We start from the raw sequence: 21,132 nt of genomic DNA on the forward strand, positions 1-21,132 counted from the left end.
TCGTATGGTGTTGTATTCTGCCTGAATTCTATGCCTACGAGCAACGGATTGATCGCGACCAAGCGGAAAGGATGGCACGCCCGCTAGCAGGGCAAACGCAAGCGATGAGTGGCATGGACCGACATAGCGAGCTCCGGCAGCACAAGACGGCGGCCGAGTACCGCCAAGCTGCCGACGAGCACGCGCGGACCCTCAAGGATTTCTGGAAGGATTTCCTGGTGAGCGGTCTGTTTGTGCTGGCCGCCATCGTTGCCATCTTTGCATGCCTGGCCTGGTTTGCCGCGAATAACCGAGTGAGTGCCACGGGGAGTACGATCGGGGCGAAGGGCCCACGGTTTGTGCTCTCGGGAACGCAGGGCGGCACGGCAGGTAAGTACGACGCCCAGGACAACTACGCGTCGGACAGTACAAGCCTTGCCGTGAACAATCTTTTCAACCTCAATAACATGAGTGCCGATGGCAGTCTTTCTCCGGGGTCGGCGGGCCAGCTTCAGCTCAACGTCAAGCCGCTCTGCAACGACCTGCACGATATTACGGTGGAGATGACCTGGGAGATTTCTGTCCAGACGAGCGTTGCGGGCACGGACGGCACTGCTACGGACGCATCGAAAAATGAAGAGATCATCAACTCGCTTAAAAATCTGGTGCGCGGCCATATCTTGGTTTTCCAGGGCAAAGACACCTCTGGCTTTTACTCCAATCCGCTGGTTCCCACGACAACCACGGTGACCCAGGACGGAGCGAGCGTCACCGTCATCACACAGAGCTTTACCATTCCGGCGAAGAGCTTTCGTGCTGAGGGCTCAAACAATACGACCGAAACCGTCACCAAAACCCTCTACTGGATTTGGCCGGAGCAGTTCAAGAGCTATGTTCGCACGGGCAACGCCGGCTACGGTGGCAACCTTTTCGCTAACACAGGCGACGAGGGGGGATACACGACCCTCGTCGGCGACATCAACAATAACCACGCGTGCTATTTCCGCGCCGATAGCACGAGCGTGCCAGGTCAGGCGCCTAGCGCGGTTCCGCCTGTCGGAGCCGGCATGTCCTCTGCGGATGTGGAAACCTGCGCCAATTATTACAACAACGCCGACGAGATTATCGGCAAGAACGTCAAGTACATTCGCGTGCGCTTTACCGCCAAGGAGGCGGATAAATAAATGGACGAGCAGCTTAATGCCCGCGAGCAGGGCGATATCAAACACAACGAAGGAGCGGCAAACCCCGGCGGCAACGGGTTCGGCTCGCACGGCGAAGCGCGTCCGGCTGGCCGCATCGAGCGTATCAAGGCTTGGGTGAGCGGCCACCGTCGCGAATCCCTTGCCATCATGGGCTTGCTTACCGTGCTTCTCGTGTTGCTGGGATTGACGCTCGGATGGTTCGTCGATGCCAATCGCGGCTCCACCGTCGGCAAGATCAAGGAGCCGGCAGAGCTCAAAGTGCTGGGCCCCAACGCTACGGCAACAGAGCAGATCGACCTGAGCTACAACCCCGAATACGGCGATACCAAGACTGGCAACACGGTGACGCTCAAGCGCGCGTTTTGCGTGCAAACGGGCGGTGACGGTTTTGAGCTGCAACTCGCGAATACGACCAACATTACAGGTCTCACTATTGAGCTGTACAGAGCCGAGAACACGTCTGCGCTCCAGACGCCCGACGTGAGCGGTACCGCAGACGGCAAATCTTATAGCTGGAAAGCAACCGGAGAGAACCTGCTTACGAGCTTCGAATATATCAACAAGGAGAACGACGGTCTGGCAGCCGTGCCGGGCGAGGGCGCAAGCGACCCTACGTTCAAGGACTATCAAAACGTCCAGCGCAACGCGCGCCCGCTCTACCGATACAAGAAATTCGGCAAGAGCGAACTCAACGCTAAGACGCTCGACGGCTCGACTGACAATGACACGCTCAACTTTATCATCAAGCTTTCGTGGGACGAGAGCGCCAAAGAGACCGATGTGATCTACCTGATCGCGCGCAACACGAGCGGTAAGTAGGAGAGGGGGCGCACATGGAGAAGCGAGAGAAGCAGCAGGATGCCGAGCGCGAGCAGCTGGCAAAAAGCAAGAGCCTAGCCAAGAATAAGCTGGTTGTGGCAGCAATCGCACTTGCTTGCGCCGTGGCGCTCGTGACGGGTGGTTACTTTACCTATTCCGCCTACACCGCCAACGGATTTCTAAAGTCCGTCGCCGCAACGGGCACCGCGCAGAGCCTGTTTGCGAGCGACCTGCTCACGGGCTATATGAGTGCGCCTGGCAACGACGAGCTCGACCGCGCCCAGCGCTCCGTTACGGTATATCCCAACAACAAGCAGTGCAGCTTCACCTTTAGCATCTATAACTATTTGCTGAGCAACAGCAACTTCTGCAACGATAAAAACGTGACGTATACCTTGACGGTCGAGGGGTATGGGCTCGATGGTGCCACGTGGAGCTATGCGCCCCAACCCGCCGGAAACGTCAAGCTTCCGGAGAATCAGCCTACCAAGAACGATTACACCGTGACCTTTCCTGAGGACAAGTTGGGACATGCCTACTTTGTGATTAAGGCCATGGTTGTTTCGAAGGAGAGCCCCGGCACCGAGCTCACCTGTCTGGCGGCGAAAGTCGTGCCGTCAAAGAAGGCCGAGGTCAAAACCGCTGCGGTTGAGGGCGCGCTGGTTGATGAGGCTGGCAAGTTTGCTGATTACGCTGCGTACAACTACCGTGTGACGGTTACGGGCGCACCGGCAAACGTCACGCTCACGTGGGGGGAGAACGTGGAGATCGATCCGTTCTTCGAGACCAACCATGGCGCGACGGTGGATGCTGCAGCTCGCAAGGCTACGTTCACCATGGAGCCGGGTTCGATGGTCGTCAACTTTTACCGAGCGGACGGCAAAACGCCCGGTGGCTGGGGTGACCTGGGCATTAGCGTGAGCGGAACTACCCTGACGGGCACGACGGAGACTCAATAACTCTGGAAGCGGAGTTTTTAGGATAAGAGGTACGGAATCGATGAGAACGGCAAAGCGCATACTCGCAGAGTTCATGACGGTGGTCATGGTGCTCCAAGCATGCTCGCCCACGGTGGTTGCTGTGGCGGCAGGCTGGCAGAACATCTCGAACGAGATTGCTGCCGCATCTGCGAAGGCGTTGGATACTGCCGAGGGCGGCGAGACCAACGGCGATGTCACGATCGGGTCTGGGTCGAGTGATACCGGTGCCGACAGCGACAGTGCTGGGGATGACGCGGCGAAGGATGACGCTGCAGCAGGCGATACCACCGATAGCGCCATGGGTTCCGATTCCACGGGCGACCAGACGGAAGGCGACGATGCCGCTGACGATGCCGCCGCTGACGACGCCGAGCAAGATGCCGATGATGCGACTTCGGAGGACGCTGAGGCCCAGGCGGGTGCGACGATCACGGATTTGAAAAAGCTTGTCGAGCTGCTCAAGGCTAATGGTGCGGAAAACATCGTGCTCAAAGAAGATAACAGTGGAATCAAAAGCCTCAATGTCAAGTCGTCGGAGGCGTTCGCCGCCCTGTCTAACGCCGACGCTTCGCTTTACTATGATGCGCAGATCAAGGTTATCATCACGGGCGATGCGAAGCTCACCGAGTCGGCTAATAACGGCATGTCTTTCCAGGGCTTTGGCAGCGATGAGCATCCGTTTGAAGGCAGGATCTATAGGTCGCTGAATGGCGCTGATAGTCCCGTCGAGCTCACGACTGATCGGACGGTTTTTAATAGCCTCAAGCTGACCGACCAAAACAATATGGTCAAGATGAAGTGGGTGGGCGCGACTAGCTATAGCGCGCCGATGGTCGCTTCGAAGGTCAGCGGTGCGGAAAACAGCGAAGAGAGTAAGACGCTTAACGCGTCGGTTGACATCGCGGGTCCCGTTGATAAGAAGGATGATACGACTTCCGTCTTGACGGCACCCCTCCTGGGTGAGACGACGGGCTATCTTGCTGCGAAAGTTACCTATAGCTTCACCGGTTCCCACAAGATTCTCAAGGTGAATGCGACGGGCAACATTGGCTTGATTGGTAACACGGTCGAAAGCGGGGCCTTGACGGTTGAGTCCGTCACGTTCCCCAACGATCTGGCCTCAGGCGGAACCGTCGAAACGAGCTCTGACAACGCTGGGCTGCTCGTAGGCGAAGTCAAGGACGGTGCGACCCTGAGCGTCGGCACCCTGACCAATGTTCCCGCCGCCACCGTCCAGTCCACGAGCGGCTTTGCCGGTGGCGTTGTAGGCCTCGTTGGCTCGAGTGCAGGTGCCATGGTCAACGTCACGGAGGCTCTCGACCTACACGCGCTCACCGTCAAGGGCACCACCGCCAGCGGCGGTTTTATCGGCAAGGCAGCCAACCTCACGCTTACCGTGGGTACGGATAACAGCGGAAAAGACGCCTCGGGCAATGCCATCACCATCAAGCCTGCACGCGCGGTTGGGTCATCATCGGCCGGCACGTATGCAGGTGGCCTTATCGGCGACGCCTCGTTTGCCGGCAAGTTCACCATCAATGGCGACATCTTCGACTTTGGCGAGGGCGTGGATCTCAGCGTATCCAACACGAGCGTCGCTCCTTCTGCCGGCGGACTGTTCGGCGAGCTCGACATCTCGAACGGCGATGTGACCGTCAGCGGCGGATCGTATACAAGTACGTTGCAAAACGGAACGGACAACAACAATAGCGTGCGCGGCAACTACGGCGGCTTGGTGGGCAAGCTGTGGGGCAGGAAGGATGGCGAGGCACTGCGTGCGTTCACGGTGCAGGATGGCGCCGCGGTGTCGTTTGGCGTGGGCTCCAACGGCAAGCTCACCTATGCGGGCGGCCTGGTAGGCTACCTTGGCGAAGGCAACGGGAGTCCCAACGAGTCTGCCGTGGTCATTGATGACGCAACGGTGACATGTGCAACATCGGGCTACGCCAGCAATAGTGGCAAGTATGGCGGTGCCGTGGGCGTCGTGGACACAAAAAACGTTCTAGAAGTGCGCGGCCTAAAGGTCGAAACCGCCGGCAACGCCACCATCGGCGGCTCGAACGGCGGCTTTGCCGGAGTCGTCGGATCGTCGTGGCGCGGCATCGTTAAGTTCAGCGGTGTCACCGATCTGTCGGACGCCAGATTCGCGGAAAACGACCACACCGCGCAGCTAGTCTATGAGAACTTCAACTCACTCATTTTTGCCGCGGGTAGCGGAAGCGACGGCGGTGCCACCGCAGGCGATATCACAAAATGGCAATACAAGCGCCCCACCACTCAGGTCAAGATTGATGACATCTACAGCTATGGTCAGGTCATTCGCCTGGGCAGTGGGCTGAGCAATGATCTCATCACCATCAACGATTCGCACCAGTGTATCTTTAAATCGAACCTCGTAAAAACTGGTGGCGCCTTTGTGCTGGCAGGCGTCGACGATTTCGCAAAGCTGGCGATCACCTGGCAAACGAGCGGGTACTTCTCCGCCGTGGAGGACGTTGCGGATGACAATTTCGCTCAGATTCCTTCGACGAACATCACGCTCTCTGCAGACATCAACCTTTCCGGCACAGGTCTTACCGGCCTTACCAAAGACCGACAGCCCAAAGAGCAAGCCGGCGTTAACGAGAACAACCACAGCTTTACCGCCACGCTCAACGGCAACGGTCACACCATAAGTCTGGCGGTGGGCGAGCCTTACGGCATGCGCGGCAATAGCGAGGTCAGTGCCACCAGTGATGGCAACGGCAAAATCTATCGCCACGGCCGCCTGGGCTTGTTCGCAGCAATCAACGGCGCAACTGTCTCCGACGTCACAATCGCCGGCTCTATGAAGTTCGATAACGGCGCGGCCATTGATGCCGGATCGCTTGCGGGCACCATTGCGGGCGGTCTGACGCTGTCTGGCGCAACGTGCAAAACGAATATCGCGTGCGATGATACGTTCGCTAACGATGTGAACATTAACGATGTGAACATTGGTGGTATTGCGGGCAGCGTGTCGACAGCTTCCACGGTTACGTTTGGGGGCAGCAGCAAGGCTCAAGCGACCATCGCTGCAACTAAAACGCTTAACGGCAATATTCGCATTGGCGGCGCCATCGGCTATGTGGGCGATTATGCCTCGACATTCAATGTTACGGGTCTCGAAGCCGGCGGCAAAATCGAAACCGGCAATTGCGCCAGCGGCAAGATTGCCCAAGTTGGTGGCCTTATCGGCTGCATCGCACAGGGTAAACAAGAAAACGTGACAAACAAGACCAATGTGGCGACCGTCAACATCGCAGGGTTGGTGTTCGATTCGTTCGCCATGAGCGTCGGCAAAAACGGCGATAAGCTCAATGGCGCGGGCGGTCTCTTGGGTTATAGCTGGGGCAACGCGGTCGTAACTATCGGAGATAACAGCGTTAACAAGGATGTAAACTCCTATGCTCTGAGAACAACCAAGGCCTCAATAACTGCGGAGAATTCCAAGGAGCTCGGCGGTCTTGTATACGCCGCTAGTGGCCACTGGGTCATCAACGACTATGCCATCGACCTTTCGGGTGCAACCATTAACGCGAGCAACGCCGAGATGTTGGGCTTGCTCGTCGGCCGTGGCAGCAGGGTAGCCGACGGAATATACGGTTCCGAGCCGTATGCGGGATTATATCTAGAAGATAAGGCTTATTGGGGTACTGCCTATAGGGTCGAAGGCATTCATGTTGCGGAAGCTAAGTCCATAAAGAAGTTTGATGAATGGGTTGGCGACGGCAGGAAGCCAGGCAGCAAGCTAATCGATGCCGAATGGAACACTGTCGTTTCACTTCACACCAAAGACGACGTTAATAATGGCAAGCTCGACATGAGCGGAAATCCGGGAAGCGATAACAGCTATCACAATCGAACGGATTTCGGCAACTCACGCAAAACCAACGCTTGGACGAGGTATTACTACAATCTTGACAAGGCGTATACGGTAGTAGGCAGCAACTCAAAAAATAGTAGTGCGAGCAGCTGGATGGACCGCCCGGAGTACTTGTTGCTTTGGTGTGCATGCCTGTATGCCCCGCCTGCAATTCAGGGCTATATCATTCCGGGAAATCGTGAGATTTTCAAAGGAAACAATATTGGTACGAACGGTTCCGAGGGCGTGGCTATCAACCTAGAGGGATACAGCTTCTACCCCACCAACCCCACCAGTAATTCCACGGTAACGGTAAAAAACGCAACCATTACGTTCCATTATTCCGATATTAAAGCTGAGCAAGAAGGCAATAAAAAGAATAACGAAGCCACGCAGCACGAGAATATGCACTGCGCTCTCATCCGAACTCACACGGGCGATCTTAAGGTTGAGAATGTCACGCTTGCTGGTACCGTGGGCTCTGTTGTGAGCGATTGGGGAAGCTCGTCTGGCGCGCTTGTGTGTCGCTATATCTACGGACCCGTCAAAAAAACCAATGTGGCACAAATCACGATAAACGGTTTAGTGCTCGATGGTCTTGCGGTCGATGGTGTGACGAACGCCACCCAATACGCTCCACTGCTAATCAACCAGATGCAGACCCTTGTAAACCTTGATGCGAAGAATATCTCGGTAACCGATTCGTACAATAACGGTACGAAAAAAAAGATTGCAGCTACAAGCTTGTTTGGCGAGCTCGGCGTGGGAGATAAGGCCAATCAGGTCATAGCGAAGTTTGAGAAAATAAGCTTGCCCAGCCAAACGGACAATTCGATTTTTACCCACGCGAGCCTGCTGGAGAGCTTTGGCTACGCGACCGGCGGCACGGGCTCGGCGGACTATACCTTTACAGCAGATGCCGCTCAAAATGACAAGGTGACCTACGGATCCGAAATTGATAGGAAAGGCACGGAGTACTCCGGCAAGCAGCTTTGGTATTACGATGAAGCGACGTATGGCACCCCTAACGGCTTGGTGAAGGCTGGGGATAAGACGGCGAATGTCGATGCCCCGGTGTTCGGTGACTATCTTCCTTATGTTTATAAGGGGAAGGCCACCGAGAGCAATGTCCAGTACCACGAAATAAAAGTCAACCAGCGTATTCCAAAGCTGATAACGGGATGTGGTACATATGGCGATCCGTATACCGTTAAGGACGCGACGGAGATGAACGCCATCGCCAACTACATCAACAATAGCGTGGCATTGGATGGCTGGGAAGTCACCATTGCCGCTGACCAGAGTGCGCTTTGCACTCGCCGCAGCGACCAATCGACCAACAATGAGGTTACGTACGTCTATAAGCAGGCAAACGGTACTGATAAAAAATGGGAGAGGAAGATCGGCGATAAGACCGATCCCGAGCAGACGCTGAGCGACGAAACCGTGCGCCGCTATATACAGAGTGCGTATTACAGCATAGAGCCTGACAAAGATAGTAAGATTACCGTCGATGCGGCATCGTTTGGCGGGTTTGGCAACAAGGCCAATCCGTTCCGCGGTGTTATCGTTGGCGATCTGGGCGCCTCGACTGCAACAATTGAGATTGAAAACAACAAGGGCGAGCTTCGCGGCCTGGTTCCCTATAGCTATGGCAGCGTGGTACGCAACCTCAACATCAATTATGTGAACGAGTCGGCGGCGATTACTTATTCTGCCAAGGACGCCGACGGTGCCCCAACGGCGTTCTTTGGTGGCGTTATCGGCTGCATCCTTGGTGGCGATAACATTATCGATGGCGTGGTCGTAAATGGGGCGACGGCCGATAACCCCACAACTGGCTTTACGGTTACTGGTGGCGGAACTAAGTCACATCTTGTTCCCGTCGGCGGTTACGTTGGTGCCATTGCGGGCGGCGGTGTGATCTTCCGCAATATGTCAGGGACGTCTTGGCGCGCTGGAACCAGCGACAAGTCTCAGGGGCTTGGAACGGGCAACTTCCGGCAGTACGACAATCCCTACGTTGGCCGTGTGATTGATGGCTATGCCTTTAGCGAGGGCTGCAAAGTCGAAAACGGTAACGCTAGCTACAAGATCAACGAGCTCACAAACAAGGGAACCGCCTGCGTCACTACCACGGGCACCGACAACAAGTATATCGGCACTGATGCCGAGGCACCCGTGACCACGGTGGAAAACGCCCAGGGCCTTTTGGTGCTCTCGGCCATCATTAGCTCGGGTGCGGGTGCTGGAGCGGCACATACCGACTACGCTAATTATGGCGTGTTCCGCGGCTCCAAGGCGTACTGGGGCAGCGATAAGCAGGACCCGGCGATAAACGGCTACCTGTTTGGCAACAAGGAATATGGTAAGGTGCGAAATGCCAGCTACGACTGCGTGGGCAAGCCTGCGAGCGCTGCCGGCGATTTCGAAACCGCCAAAAACGATGACCAGAAGGCCCCGGGCAAACAGGGGTGGCACGGCCCGCTCGACCATGATGACGATGTAAATTCGCCCTACCTGGTGGCGTCCTACGCTGCCGACTACCAAACGGGCTACGTGTGCGCGTCGAAATCTATCGGCATGAGCCTGGAGTTCAAGGAAAATGCCACCTACGATATGACCGGCTACGGCACGGGATACGTGGGCCTTAGCGGCCGTTACTATTCCAATGCTTGCAGCTCGAACGAGGCGTCCACCGATCGCGACCGCATCACGCCGCACGTGGCAACGATCGACGGCAACGGGGCCACCATCACGGTAGGCGCCAAAGATGCCACTTACGGCGTCGTCGAATATGCCGATGACGACTATAAGGTCTCGGGCGTGGGCGGCCTATTCAGCACCGTGATGTTCACCTCAACCAATGTGGGGCAGAGCGTCACCGCGAATGACGGCGCTCAGGTCAAAGACCTTACCTTTAGTAACTGCAACGTATCGCTCACGTACAAAGACGCCAACGGTAGCATTGCCTCGGGACCGGCATCGAACGACCTCATCGGCACCGGCCTATTGGCGGGCGCAACGGCCAACTACGACGGCAACACGCGTGGCGTCTACCGCAACGTACAGATGAAGAACTGCACCGTGTTGGGCGCAAAGAGCGTAGGAGGGCTTCTTGGCAGCTCGGGCCGTACCAGCCGAAGGACGGATAACGACGTGACCTATATGGTCAATTTCGGCTCCGGCACGCAGGCGCCCGCGAATCTCTATGACTGCTCATACACTGGCCTTAGCGTCACGGGCGAGAAGTACGTTGGCGGCTATGTGGGTGCGATCGCCTCGCCGTGCAGCGTGTGGACAACCGCGGCCACGGGGGTATACGAGAAGACTATTGGCAAAAACTCGACCATAACCGCCACGGGAACAACACCCTACGTGGGCGGCGTGTTCGGTTATACCTCCAGTAACGTATCGGTGAACACCAAAATTGGCATCACGGAAGCCGTCGCATCGAGCACGGCAGTCATCTCTGGGGTAAATGTACTCGCCACCGGGTCGAACACCGATAAGTACATGGGCGCCGGCGGTGTGGTCGGAAGCGCCTATAGAGGCGTTATTTCTATAAGCAACGTGCGCATTGATGCCGGAGGCGATGCCAAGAGCGCCATCATCGGCGATGCCACCGGAACGAACAATAGCATCCGTAATGCGGGCGGCTTGATTGGCGAGGTCACGAGCAGTGGCAGCCCCAACACGTACTGGTTTGAGGACTGTAGCGTCGAGAATATCAACATTGCCGGCACCGACCAATGCTCGGGCGGACTTATCGGCTACTACTTCAGCAATGTGAACATAGCCTGCAACAATATCGCGATTGAGTGCGCCACGATCAAGGGCAGGTGGAGCGGCGGTCTACTTGGCGCGATTAACAGCGGTGCCGACGTCATCAACGTCACCAACACAAAGGTATCTAACACAACGTTTGGCGGAACCTCCAACGGCGGCATTGCGGGCGACGGACGCGGCCAGTTCCATCTGGTAAACGTGCTCATGGACAGCAATACCTACAAATTGGGCTCTAAGCAGGGCGTGCTCTTAGGCGAGGTTGACACAAACGGCTATAGCCTCTCCGCAGCGGGCGTGAACGTAAAGCTCGGCAACGGCAAGACCACGCGTGATCTGCCGCCGATGGTTTACACGACCAATACGGCCGCCGTAAACAGGAAGACCTACATCGCGTTCGGCGACTATAAGGACACGCTGCGCGCGCCCGACGAGGGCACCACGCTCTACGGTGCGGACGATACCGCTACCACGGCGGCAAGCCCGTACGTGACCACGAGCCCCGTAAGCACGCTGGCGGTGCGTGCCTCCGACAACGACACCACCGATCGCTACCTGTTTGGCGACGGCGCCACCATCGACACCGCGGCGACCGTCCAGAGCGAGGCAGGCACCGGTGTTGCCGATCGCTACACCTACACGAATATCGGCGGCATTAATGACAACGGCGCCTATCAAAATAAGTCGAGCTACGATGCCTCATCCGTGGCCAGTAAGTTCAATTCGAATAATGATACAAGCAGCAACCAAGCCACAACGGATTTCTCCGTTTTGGTGATCTCTGGCAACGACAACACGACGGTCAAGAGCTATCTAAACATCGTCACGAACGGCGGCTTCTCCGATGCCTGCAGATTGAATAACGAGAATGGCACCAATCCGCACGTGACGGCCAAAGCAGAGGTTTTCCAACTCAAGGACGGTGTGTTCGTTAAGGACGATGACGCGTCGAACAATCCCACGCTTCGCGTGGTGAACAACGGCAAGAACAACATGTCGTTTAGCCCAAGCTCCGATTGGGATAACGGCAAGGGTCGCTTTACGCTCCTGACCGTCACCTTTACCGAGGCGGGTCAGAGCTACAACGTTCAGGTGCCGATCATCGTTAAGCGCAAGCTCGAGATCGATTTCACTGCAACGTATGATTACGGCACTAAGTTTAAAGAAAGCGACTACGCTAACCTTGGAAAAGATGCACACGTGCTTACGAGCTTTGGCGAGCCGATGACGGGTCTGCTTACCTGGACATACAATTCTGCCAATGGGAAGGAAGTCGACTTTGGCTGGGACAGCTATATGGCTGCTGGCGGCTCGATGAAGGGGCTCGGTAAGAGCATCCTCTTCAATGGTGCCGACGGAAGGTTGCCCCAGGGCAGCCAGCTTGCGCTCATCGATGCGAACGTTGACGGCCGGGCCGGTGGCAGAGAGTATCACTATACGGTGGGCGAAGGCGGAGCAACGAGCGTTTCCCTGAGCGGAAACGACGGCTTTAAGGATTCTGCGGGCAATCCATATCAGGAGCGATGGCTGAGCGAGATTTTGGATGTGTCGGCCACACAGGATGGCGCCGGCACATGGACCGTGTGTGATAACGAGGCAGAGGCGACCGCTAAAGCGAAACTCGATGGCAAGTGGACGCTGTTTAAGGTTGCGGGTGCTGACGTTCCCAGCAACAGTCGCTATACGCTAGAGGTGCCTAAGGATAACGGCAAGGAGCAGCGTGCGTCGGAGAGCGTCTACCTAGTTGTCAACGTGCCCAAGTCGGGCGACGGCGTGACGCAAGCTAATATCAACGGTTTTACGGCTTCGTCTATTGACTCGAATTCTTCGGGTGCCCGCATATCTTGGAATCTGCATCATGTTTTACGCACCGATGGCAGCGACGATATTCAAAACAGTACGGCATCGACATACAGTATCTTGTCCAATTATGAGCAGAATGTAGTCGACAAAAAAGATGGGGCGTGCATTCCGGTTTCGAAGTCGGAGGACGGTGCCGCCTACGTTCTTTCTCTCGATGTCATGGATACGGTTACGTTTAGCCCGAGCCAATACTATACAGAGAGCGACCATCTGTTCTATCAGCTCGATACATCGCTGTGTCGCTATGGCGCCAACAACAACCTAATGGGAGTAAGCAGTTTCCCGAGCGGAACTTCGGCGATTGCGAAGTTCTATGTTGCCATCGGCAATCAGAACTACAGGTGGAATGGCAGCGATTGGGAGCCGTATGACGCTTCGACGCCTGCGTTTACACAGATTGTGACGGATACGGGTGATGACTCACTGAGGCTCACGCTCGACCATGACCTTGCCGGAATCCGCAAGCGTGCAGCGGGCGGATCCTTTACCGTGCGTACGGTAGTGGAAGAGATTCGCCTTACGCCGGACGGCTGCAACAAGGTTATCTCCCTGTCCAAGCAGTCTGGCGAGGACGCCTGTACCAAGATGTCCTATACCGCCAAGCTTTCGACGCGCGATTCTGGTCTTGCCACCTCGAGCCTGGCGATGACGAAGCGCGGCAACGTTGGATACTATCGCATGGACACGGGTGATACGACCATTACGCTATCGGCGCCTGAGAAGTCGCAGCTTGGCATTAACGTGGACGACCTGCGTCCGATCGCGAATGGCACGATTGGTCTGGGTGCCACGTATGAACTGGGTGGACTCAGCAACGCCGCCGAGGCAATTGCGAACGCAGACTCTGTTGTGTACACGCTCGCGCTTCAGCGCCGCGGAACCGACGGCACGTATGAGAGCGTAACGGATGATATCTCCAACTACGTAACAGTGACGGAGAGTAAGCTTGCCGCGGTCGCTCCCTCCGGTAGCACGATCACCTTCACTGACTCGAAGGAGAACGGCAAGTTCAAAACGAAGAACGGTAATACGACGTTTAGCCTGCCCTTTACCGTTAAGGTCAACACGCAGGTTGAACAGCGTGAGCAGTTCTACGCGAACTATCGTCTGGTGATGACAGCGAGCTTGGTCAAGGGTGACGTGGCGAGCGCAAAGCCTCAATCGCCCGACTATGTGACCTACACGCTCACGAGGGTGAACCTCAACGGCATCGACCACTAGTTCCGAAGCCAACTGGCTTCGCAAAGGGGGCGGCAACCACCCGGTTGCCGCCCCCTTTCTAGTCTGCGCGATCCCAGTCTTGGACTCCGCTGGACAGTTAGTTCAGATACGTATAATTCCAGACCGCAGCAGGCGCATCCGGCGCTCGTTTTGGGGAAGAAAGGGGCTCAAAACTAGGATTCGGTAGCTATCTGGGCTCGATTTGCGTGCAATGAGTCGCCAAAGAACCCTCTCCGGGGACCATAGCGCAGCTTTATCAGCATAGAAAAATACGTATCTGAACTAACTGTCCAGCCGCCGTTGGAGAAAGGTGTTTTAGCTCTCCCGACCCCTCCACCAGGCTTTCCAACTTCCCACTTAACTTAACACTTAAGGTGGAAAGCTGGGTAGAAAGCTGGAAAGTTAAGTGGAAAGCTGGAATGTTAAGTGGAAAGCTGGAAAGTACGCGGAAGACTGACATGCTAGCCCAGAGGCTAGAGGGGTTAATAATTATGAAGACCATACCAAGCGAAACAAAAAGATACCAATCTGGTTGGTAAAACACGCTCAATGAGCTGCGAGCTAACTAGCTGCGTAAATTAAATGTAAAGAACTGTCGCAAATAAATGGCAAATGCCCAGATAACGCCGCGTCTATTTTAATTAACTGCTTTGAGCAAACAGTAAAATGCTACTATCTAACTTGCACGTAAGAAAGCAGATTAACGGTTAAGGCTAAGAAGTGGCAGGTATGTCGGAAGCAACTAGGACTCGCACGCATGCGCCCGAGGTTAGGCAGCGCGCCGTCGAGATCCTCCAAGAGGGGGTCGGTCATCGCGCCCTCGCCGCGGAGCTTGGCATTCCCCAGGCCACGGCTCGTCAGTGGGCCCGCGCGTATGCCGTAGGCGGTGCCGACGCCGTTCTCAACGCCGGTTCGCATCATCACACCTATTCGTACGAAGTTAAGCTCGCCGTGGTCAAGGACCGCTTGGAAAACGGCTTAACGGTTCGCGAGGCCATGATCAAGCACAAGATTCCCAGCGAGTCTTCGGTCAAGGCTTGGTGCCGCCAGTATCGCGAGAGCGGTGAGTCCGCGCTGGTTGATAAGCCGCGCGGTCGCAAGCCGCGCGTTAAAAAGGCGGAATAGCGAACGGGATGGTGCGCCCACAGGGGCGCATTTTTCTTGCCGCGCCAACTTTTTGGACCGTCGTGAGCCTACTGGAACATCCTCCAAAGTGGTTAATAAACCGCGCGCAGTGGCCCGTGCGCCCGCCGCCGCGATAGGGGGAGCGTCGCCTCTCTGCTCCAAAGCGGACAGACTCGTTACCCCGTACGCCTAAAACTCCCCAGTTGACCGAAAACCCGCCGCCGCTACTCCTCAACTGAGCTATAACGTTAAACAATTGCAGCGTTTTTGCATGGGGGAGTGATGGTATGACGCTACTGTATTTCCTTACCCTGTTTCCGCTGGTACCGGCGCTGGGCATGCTGCTCGCGCGCGGTGACCGCGCCCGCGATGCGGTAGGGCTTGTAGGCTCCGGCATTATTATGGCGGTGACGGTTGTAGTCGCCGTCATGTTTTTTGGCACGGGCCCGCAGAGCTTCGAGGTTGCCCCCGGCACCTCGCATGTGCTCTCGATCATCAGCTCCGTCATCGACGTGATCCTGTGCGCCGTCATCCTGTACAACGCGCGTAAATATAAGAGCACGCTCACCACGGTGCTCGGCGTGGTGCAGCTGGTGGGCTCGCTCACCTTTGCAGCTATGACGCTGCCCGCGACCGAAGCCGTCACGGCAACGCCACTCTACCTTGACTACATGAGCGTGATCATGGTGCTTGCCGTCGGCATTGTCGGCAGCCTTATCTGCGTGTACGCCCTGGGCTACATGAAGGATTTCCAGGCCCACGACGAGCACGAGGCAGCGCTGCGCGGGCAGACGGCGCCTGACCGACGCCCGCAGTTCCTGGCGCTTATGTTCCTGTTCCTCTCGGCCATGTTCGTCATCGTGACAAGCGACAACCTTGAGTGGCTGTTCTGTGGCTGGGAAATCACCACCGTGTGCTCGTTCCTCATGATTGGCTACACGCGCACGCCCGAGGCCATAAAAAACGCTTTCACCCAGATCATCCTCAACATGCTGGGCGGCATCGCGTTTTTGGCCGGACTCATGTACCTGCACGTTAACGGCATGCCGCTGACCATCTCGGGCATGATCGAGCTTTCCAGCGCCGGAACCGCGCAATCCGCGCTGCTGGTGATGCCGGTCCTGTTGCTGTCGCTTGCCGCGCTCACCAAGGCCGCACAGATGCCGTTCCACACTTGGCTATTGGGTGCCATGGTTGCCCCCACGCCCACGAGTGCCCTGCTGCACTCGTCAACCATGGTCAAAGCCGGCGTGTTCCTGATGGTCAAGCTCAGCCCGCTCTATGCCATCTATCCCGTGACCGGCTTTATGGTCACGAGCGTGGGTGCCATCACGTTTTTGCTCGCTGCCCTCATGGCCATCTCGCAGAGCAACGCCAAACGCGTCCTCGCGTACTCCACCATTTCCAACTTGGGCCTCATCAGTGCTTGCTTGGGTGTCGGCGCGCCCGAGGCCGTATGGGCCGCCATCTTCCTGATCCTGTTCCACACGGTGGCCAAGTCGCTGCTGTTCCTGTGCGTGGGCACGGCCGAGCATCATATCGGCAGCCGCAATATCGAGGACATGGACGGTATGTTCAGCCGCATGCCGCACCTTACGCGTCTGATGATGCTGGGCATCATGGGCATGTTCGTGGCACCGTTTGGCATGCTCGTGTCCAAGTGGGGCGCCCTGGTGGCGTTCGCGCAGACCGGCAACGTGCTCATGATCATGGTGCTTGCCTTTGGCTCGGCCGCGACGTTCTTCTTCTGGGGCAAGTGGCTTGCCAAGCTTTCGGGCGTCGACCCCACGGCTCAAAACGTTGAGGTCAATGTCCATAAGACCGAATGGATGGCCCTCAACACCATCGCCGCGCTGCTGATTCTGTGCTGCGTGGCGTTCCCGCTCATCTCGAGCGGCCTGGTGTCGCCTTACTTGGCCATGGTGTTTGGCCGCGTGCCGTACGTTATTGGCAAGGACTCCATGTATCTGATGGTGGTTATCGTGGCGTTTATCGCCGTGGTGCTGCTGACTTCATTCCGCGTGAGCAACAAACCGCACGTCAACGTGTACCTTTCGGGTGTGGGGACCGACAAATATCGCCATTTCCGTGGCTCGATGGGACACGAGGTGAAGGCCGAAAAGCGCAATTGGTACTCGGAGGACGCCCTTGGCGAGAAGCGTATTGGCCCCGCGGGTAGCGTCGTGTGTTGCAGCATTATCTTGTTTGCGTTGCTGTGTTGCGCGTGGATTGGGCCCGAGCGGCTTGCCATGAGCGCGCCCTCGGTGCTGCGCGGCAAGTATTTCGAAGGCTCGGGCGTCGTGGGCATTTTTATTGGCACCGTGGCGTTTGCTTTGCTGGCGCCGCTTGTGGGCGGCCTGATCGACGGCCTTGACCGTAAGCTTTCGGCTCGCATGCAGGGCCGCGTGGGTCCGCGTCTGCTGCAGCCCTTCTACGACGTTGCCAAACTGCTGCGCAAGGCCCCTGCCAGCGTAAACACCATGGACGATACCTATATGGCATGTGCGCTCATCTTTACCGTGGTAGGCGGCGGCATCTTTGTGTCGGGTTCCAACACGCTGCTGTGCGCTTTTATGGTGACGCTCGCCGCGATCTTTGTGGTGCTGGCGTCCGCCTCGACGCAAAGCCCGTTTGCGCAGGTCGGCGCCGATCGCGAGCTGCTGCAGGTTATGAGTTACGAGCCCGCCGTTCTGCTGATGAGTGTGGGCCTGTACCTTGCCACCGACAGCTTCGACTCCATCGCCGTGACGGGGCAGTCGGCCCCCATCATCGTGTACAGCGCGCCCATTTTCCTCGCATTGCTCGCGGTGCTTACCATCAAGCTGCGCAAGTCGCCGTTCGATCTTTCGTACTCGCATCACGCGCATCAGGAGATTGTCCAGGGCGTCGCCACCGAGATGAGCGGCGGCACGCTGGCCAAGATGACCCTTATGCACTGGTGCGAGACCGTGCTGTTTTTGATGTGGGTGGGCATGTTCTTTGTTTGGGACAACCCGGTGAGCTGGGTCGTAGCCCTGGTCGTGATGGCCACGACGTACTTTGTCGAGGTGCTGATCGACAACACCTTCGCACGTAGCACCTGGCGCAGCTGCTTTAAGCTCGGATGGGGCGTGGCACTGGTGTTTGGCCTGCTCAACCTTATGCCCATCCTCGTCGACGTGTTTATTTAGGAGGCGGCATTCATGGATCATAAAATGTCGCGCTCGCCGTGGGTTATTCATTACGACGGCTCGAGCTGCAACGGATGCGATATCGAGGTGCTGGCCTCGCTTACCCCACTGTTCGATGCGGAGCGCTTTGGCGTGGTCAACACCGGCAACCCCAAGCATGCGGACATCTTTTTGGTGACGGGTTCGGTTAATGCCCAGAACCTGCCCGTCGTGCGCCAAATTTACAACCAGATGCTCGAGCCCAAGTGCGTGGTGGCCTGCGGCATCTGCGCGTGCTCGGGCGGCGTGTTCCGCGATGCCTACAACGTAATCGGCGGCGTGGATCGCGCGATTCCCGTGGATGTGTACGCGCCCGGGTGCGCCATTCGCCCCGAGACGGTGATCGATGCCATTGTGGAGGCGTGCGGCATCCTGGACCAGAAGGAAGCCGTGATGCGCGCCGGTGGCGATCCGCTTACCGTGGGCGGCGCTGCTACTTGGGATGGTGGCGTTGAGCTGGGCGAGGACGGGTTTGTGGCTGCGGGGGCCGGGACTGACGGTGCCGGTGACGCGCCTGCCGGGAAGCCTGCTGCGCCCGCCGCTGCAAAGGAGGCCAAGTAATGCAAAAGGCAATTTATACCACCGTCGGGATCGATGAACTGTTGCCGCATGTGCAGGCGCTCAAGGGTGCCGGCGCGCGCTTTGTGCAGATGCACGCCGAGCGCAACGTCGACGACGGATCGTATCACCTGGTCTACACGTTTATCAACGTCCGTGCTGCACAGGAGCAGATCGCTCAGGACGGCAGCTATGCGATCGAGAACCTGGTAGTTGAGGGCATCGATCAGTACCAGGAGATTCCGTCCATCAGCTCGTATTACCCCGCGGTGTTCCCGTTTGAAAATGAGGCCCACGACCTGTTTGGTCTTGCCATCACCGACATGCAGATCGACTTTAAGGGCTTTTTCTACCAGGTCTCGACCGCCGAGCCCATGAGCGTCATCACGCCCGAGGTGAAGGCCGCGCGCGAGAAAGTCATGAAGGTCCGCGCTGCCGCCGAGGCCAAGGCGCGCAAGGCCGCGGCCGAAAAGGCCGCCGCGGCGGCTGCTGCAGGGGAGAGTGCTGCGAGTGCCGGCGATGCCGTGGGCGCCGCTGCTCGGCCTGCTGCGGCTGCCGGCTCCGATGTTCAGCACGATGAGGCTGCTGCGAAGGCCGCGCTCAAGGTCGCCGAGATGGAGGCAAAGCTCGCCGCCATGGATCCCGAGAAAGCGGCCAAGGTCCGCGCGGCGCTTGCCGCCAAGGCCGCCCGCGACAAGCAGAAAAAGGAGGCGTAAGGTCCATGGCTCATCGCTCCGTAATTCCGTTTGGCCCGCAGCACCCGGTGCTGCCCGAGCCGCTTCATCTGGACCTGGTAATCGAGGACGACCGCGTCATCGAGGCAATTCCGCAGATCGGCTTTGTGCACCGCGGACTCGAGAAGCTCACCGAAAAGCGCGACATGCATCAGTTTGGCTACATCGCCGAGCGCATCTGCGGCATTTGCGCCGTGGGCCACAGCTGCGGCTATGCCAGCGCCTGCGAACGCATGCTTGACATCGAGGTGCCCGGCCGCGTGCAGTATATCCGCACCATTCTGCACGAGCTCTCGCGTATTCACTCGCATTTGCTGTGGCTGGGCCTGCTCGCCGATGCCTTTGGCTTTGAGGCGCTGTTCTATCGTTCGTGGACGCTGCGCGAGCAGATTCTCAAGATCTTTGAGAGCACGTGCGGCGGTCGCGTGATCCTGTCGATTAACGAGATCGGCGGCCTTAAGCACGATATCGAGGATTCCGAGCTGGCGGGCATTGTCCAGACGCTCGATGCCATGCGTCCTGACTACGATGCCCTGGTGCATACGTTTTTGGACGACGACAGCTGCGGCGAGCGCCTGCATGGCGTGGGCGTGATCAGCAAGAAGGACGCACTGGAGCTTTCGATGGTCGGCCCGTTCGGTCGCGCCTCGGGCGTGAACTACGACGTGCGCATGTTTGGCGACGGTGCCTATGCGGATTTGGCCGCGTTTGAGCCCATCGTGGCAACCGACGGCGACTGCTATGCCCGCTGCCAGGTGCGTTGCGCCGAGGTCACGCAGGCCATGGATATCATCAAGGAGCTTGTCGGTAAGATTCCACACGACGGCATCGGCGGGCGCACCAAGCTTACGCCGGCCGACGGCGCGCGCGGCGAAGTTGTGATTGAGCAGCCGCGCGGCGAGGCGTACTACTATGTACGCGGCAACGGCACCAAGAACCTGGACCGTTTTCGCGTGCGAACGCCGACATCGCAAAACCTGGCGGGTCTGACACATGCGCTGCAGGGCGTGCTCCTTGCCAACGTGCCCATGATTATCCTGACCATCGACCCCTGCATTAGCTGCACGGAAAGGTAGGCGCGGCATGAGTTTGCTGACATTTGCCAAGACGGCCTTGGGCTCTATGGTCAAGCAGCCGGTAACGGTGTGCTATCCGCAGGAGAAGCTCGCGGCACCCGAGCGCTTGCGCGGGCATATCGTCAACGACATGGACGCGTGCATCTGCTGCGGCATGTGTGCGCGTCGCTGTCCGGCGGGCGCGCTCGCAGTCGATCGCAAGGGTGGAACGTGGTCGATCGACCCGTATGCCTGCGTGGTGTGCGGTGAGTGCATCGAGAGCTGCCCCAAGCACTGCCTGACTATGGACACCGCCCGCACCCCAGTCGCAGCGGACAAGACTCCCACAGTAGAAACCAAGCCGGAGTAGCGCAGGGGTAGAACTGGAATAGGGGCCGGCGGGGCAAAAATGCCCCGCCGGCCCCGCGCGTGAGCGCGCGGTTGTGCCGCTGCGAACAAAACTATGCCGGATTACGGGACTGGATAGCGAACCTCCGACCATATCGAAAACCAAGATAATAAAACCGCAGGTAGACTGCTTGCTGTTTTTCAAAAATAGGGGGTATGGATGAGGGCTCCGACTTTAGCCCCGTAAACCGGCATAGTTTTGAAATGGCGCCATATCAGTAACAGCCTTTGATCTCCCGTGGACAGAGGGAAACGGATCATTTTTGCCTTGCGAGGGCTGCCGCGTGACCCGTCTGCCACGAAATGG

At 57.6% G+C, this 21,132-nt stretch carries 10 protein-coding genes; all 10 read left to right on the forward strand.

Features of this window, described 5'->3' with window-relative positions:
- Positions 1-104: 104 nt before the first annotated feature.
- On the forward strand, positions 105-1,163 hold the full coding sequence (locus DXD39_RS06230) for a hypothetical protein (RefSeq protein ID WP_117803497.1): 1,059 nt from the start codon (positions 105-107) through the stop codon (positions 1,161-1,163).
- Positions 1,164-2,003 carry a hypothetical protein gene (locus DXD39_RS06235; RefSeq protein WP_117803498.1) on the forward strand — a complete coding sequence of 280 codons (840 nt, stop codon included), beginning with the start codon at positions 1,164-1,166 and terminating at the stop codon, positions 2,001-2,003.
- A gap of 14 nt (positions 2,004-2,017) precedes the next feature.
- Entirely contained in the window at positions 2,018-2,962 is a 945-nt protein-coding gene (locus DXD39_RS06240; protein ID WP_117803499.1) for a hypothetical protein, read from the forward strand.
- A gap of 40 nt (positions 2,963-3,002) precedes the next feature.
- Positions 3,003-13,736 (forward strand): hypothetical protein, encoded by a 10,734-nt coding sequence (locus tag DXD39_RS06245; RefSeq protein WP_117803500.1) that lies wholly within the window; start codon positions 3,003-3,005, stop codon positions 13,734-13,736.
- Positions 13,737-14,465: 729 nt separating this feature from the next.
- A complete protein-coding gene (locus tag DXD39_RS06250; protein WP_089573462.1) occupies positions 14,466-14,861 on the forward strand; it encodes a helix-turn-helix domain-containing protein in 396 nt (131 codons plus the stop codon).
- Positions 14,862-15,148: 287 nt separating this feature from the next.
- Positions 15,149-18,031 (forward strand): proton-conducting transporter membrane subunit, encoded by a 2,883-nt coding sequence (locus DXD39_RS06255; RefSeq protein WP_117803501.1) that lies wholly within the window; start codon positions 15,149-15,151, stop codon positions 18,029-18,031.
- A gap of 12 nt (positions 18,032-18,043) precedes the next feature.
- Positions 18,044-18,631 carry an NADH-quinone oxidoreductase subunit B family protein gene (locus DXD39_RS06260; protein ID WP_117803502.1) on the forward strand — a complete coding sequence of 196 codons (588 nt, stop codon included), beginning with the start codon at positions 18,044-18,046 and terminating at the stop codon, positions 18,629-18,631.
- Complete coding sequence (locus tag DXD39_RS06265) at positions 18,631-19,344, forward strand: NADH-quinone oxidoreductase subunit C (protein WP_117803503.1); 714 nt, start codon at positions 18,631-18,633, stop codon at positions 19,342-19,344. The genes DXD39_RS06260 and DXD39_RS06265 overlap by 1 nt, the downstream gene beginning before the upstream one ends.
- Positions 19,345-19,349: 5 nt before the next feature.
- A complete protein-coding gene (locus DXD39_RS06270) occupies positions 19,350-20,438 on the forward strand; it encodes a nickel-dependent hydrogenase large subunit (protein WP_117803504.1) in 1,089 nt (362 codons plus the stop codon).
- Between the two features lie 7 nt (positions 20,439-20,445).
- Positions 20,446-20,787, forward strand: a complete 342-nt coding sequence (locus tag DXD39_RS06275) for a 4Fe-4S dicluster domain-containing protein (RefSeq protein WP_117630030.1) — start codon at positions 20,446-20,448, stop codon at positions 20,785-20,787.
- The last annotated feature ends 345 nt before the right edge of the window (positions 20,788-21,132 follow it).

Source organism: Collinsella sp. TM04-29 (genome assembly GCF_003466565.1).
Taxonomy (GTDB): domain Bacteria; phylum Actinomycetota; class Coriobacteriia; order Coriobacteriales; family Coriobacteriaceae; genus Collinsella.

Bases quoted from the DNA above. Each gene is read 5' to 3' on its own strand.
- DXD39_RS06230 (WP_117803497.1), top strand. From the start codon at position 105: ATGAGTGGCATGGACCGACATAGCGAGCTCCGGCAGCACAAGACGGCG.
- DXD39_RS06235 (WP_117803498.1), top strand. From the start codon at position 1,164: ATGGACGAGCAGCTTAATGCCCGCGAGCAGGGCGATATCAAACACAAC.
- DXD39_RS06240 (WP_117803499.1), top strand. From the start codon at position 2,018: ATGGAGAAGCGAGAGAAGCAGCAGGATGCCGAGCGCGAGCAGCTGGCA.
- DXD39_RS06245 (WP_117803500.1), top strand. From the start codon at position 3,003: ATGAGAACGGCAAAGCGCATACTCGCAGAGTTCATGACGGTGGTCATG.
- DXD39_RS06250 (WP_089573462.1), top strand. From the start codon at position 14,466: ATGTCGGAAGCAACTAGGACTCGCACGCATGCGCCCGAGGTTAGGCAG.
- DXD39_RS06255 (WP_117803501.1), top strand. From the start codon at position 15,149: ATGACGCTACTGTATTTCCTTACCCTGTTTCCGCTGGTACCGGCGCTG.
- DXD39_RS06260 (WP_117803502.1), top strand. From the start codon at position 18,044: ATGGATCATAAAATGTCGCGCTCGCCGTGGGTTATTCATTACGACGGC.
- DXD39_RS06265 (WP_117803503.1), top strand. From the start codon at position 18,631: ATGCAAAAGGCAATTTATACCACCGTCGGGATCGATGAACTGTTGCCG.
- DXD39_RS06270 (WP_117803504.1), top strand. From the start codon at position 19,350: ATGGCTCATCGCTCCGTAATTCCGTTTGGCCCGCAGCACCCGGTGCTG.
- DXD39_RS06275 (WP_117630030.1), top strand. From the start codon at position 20,446: ATGAGTTTGCTGACATTTGCCAAGACGGCCTTGGGCTCTATGGTCAAG.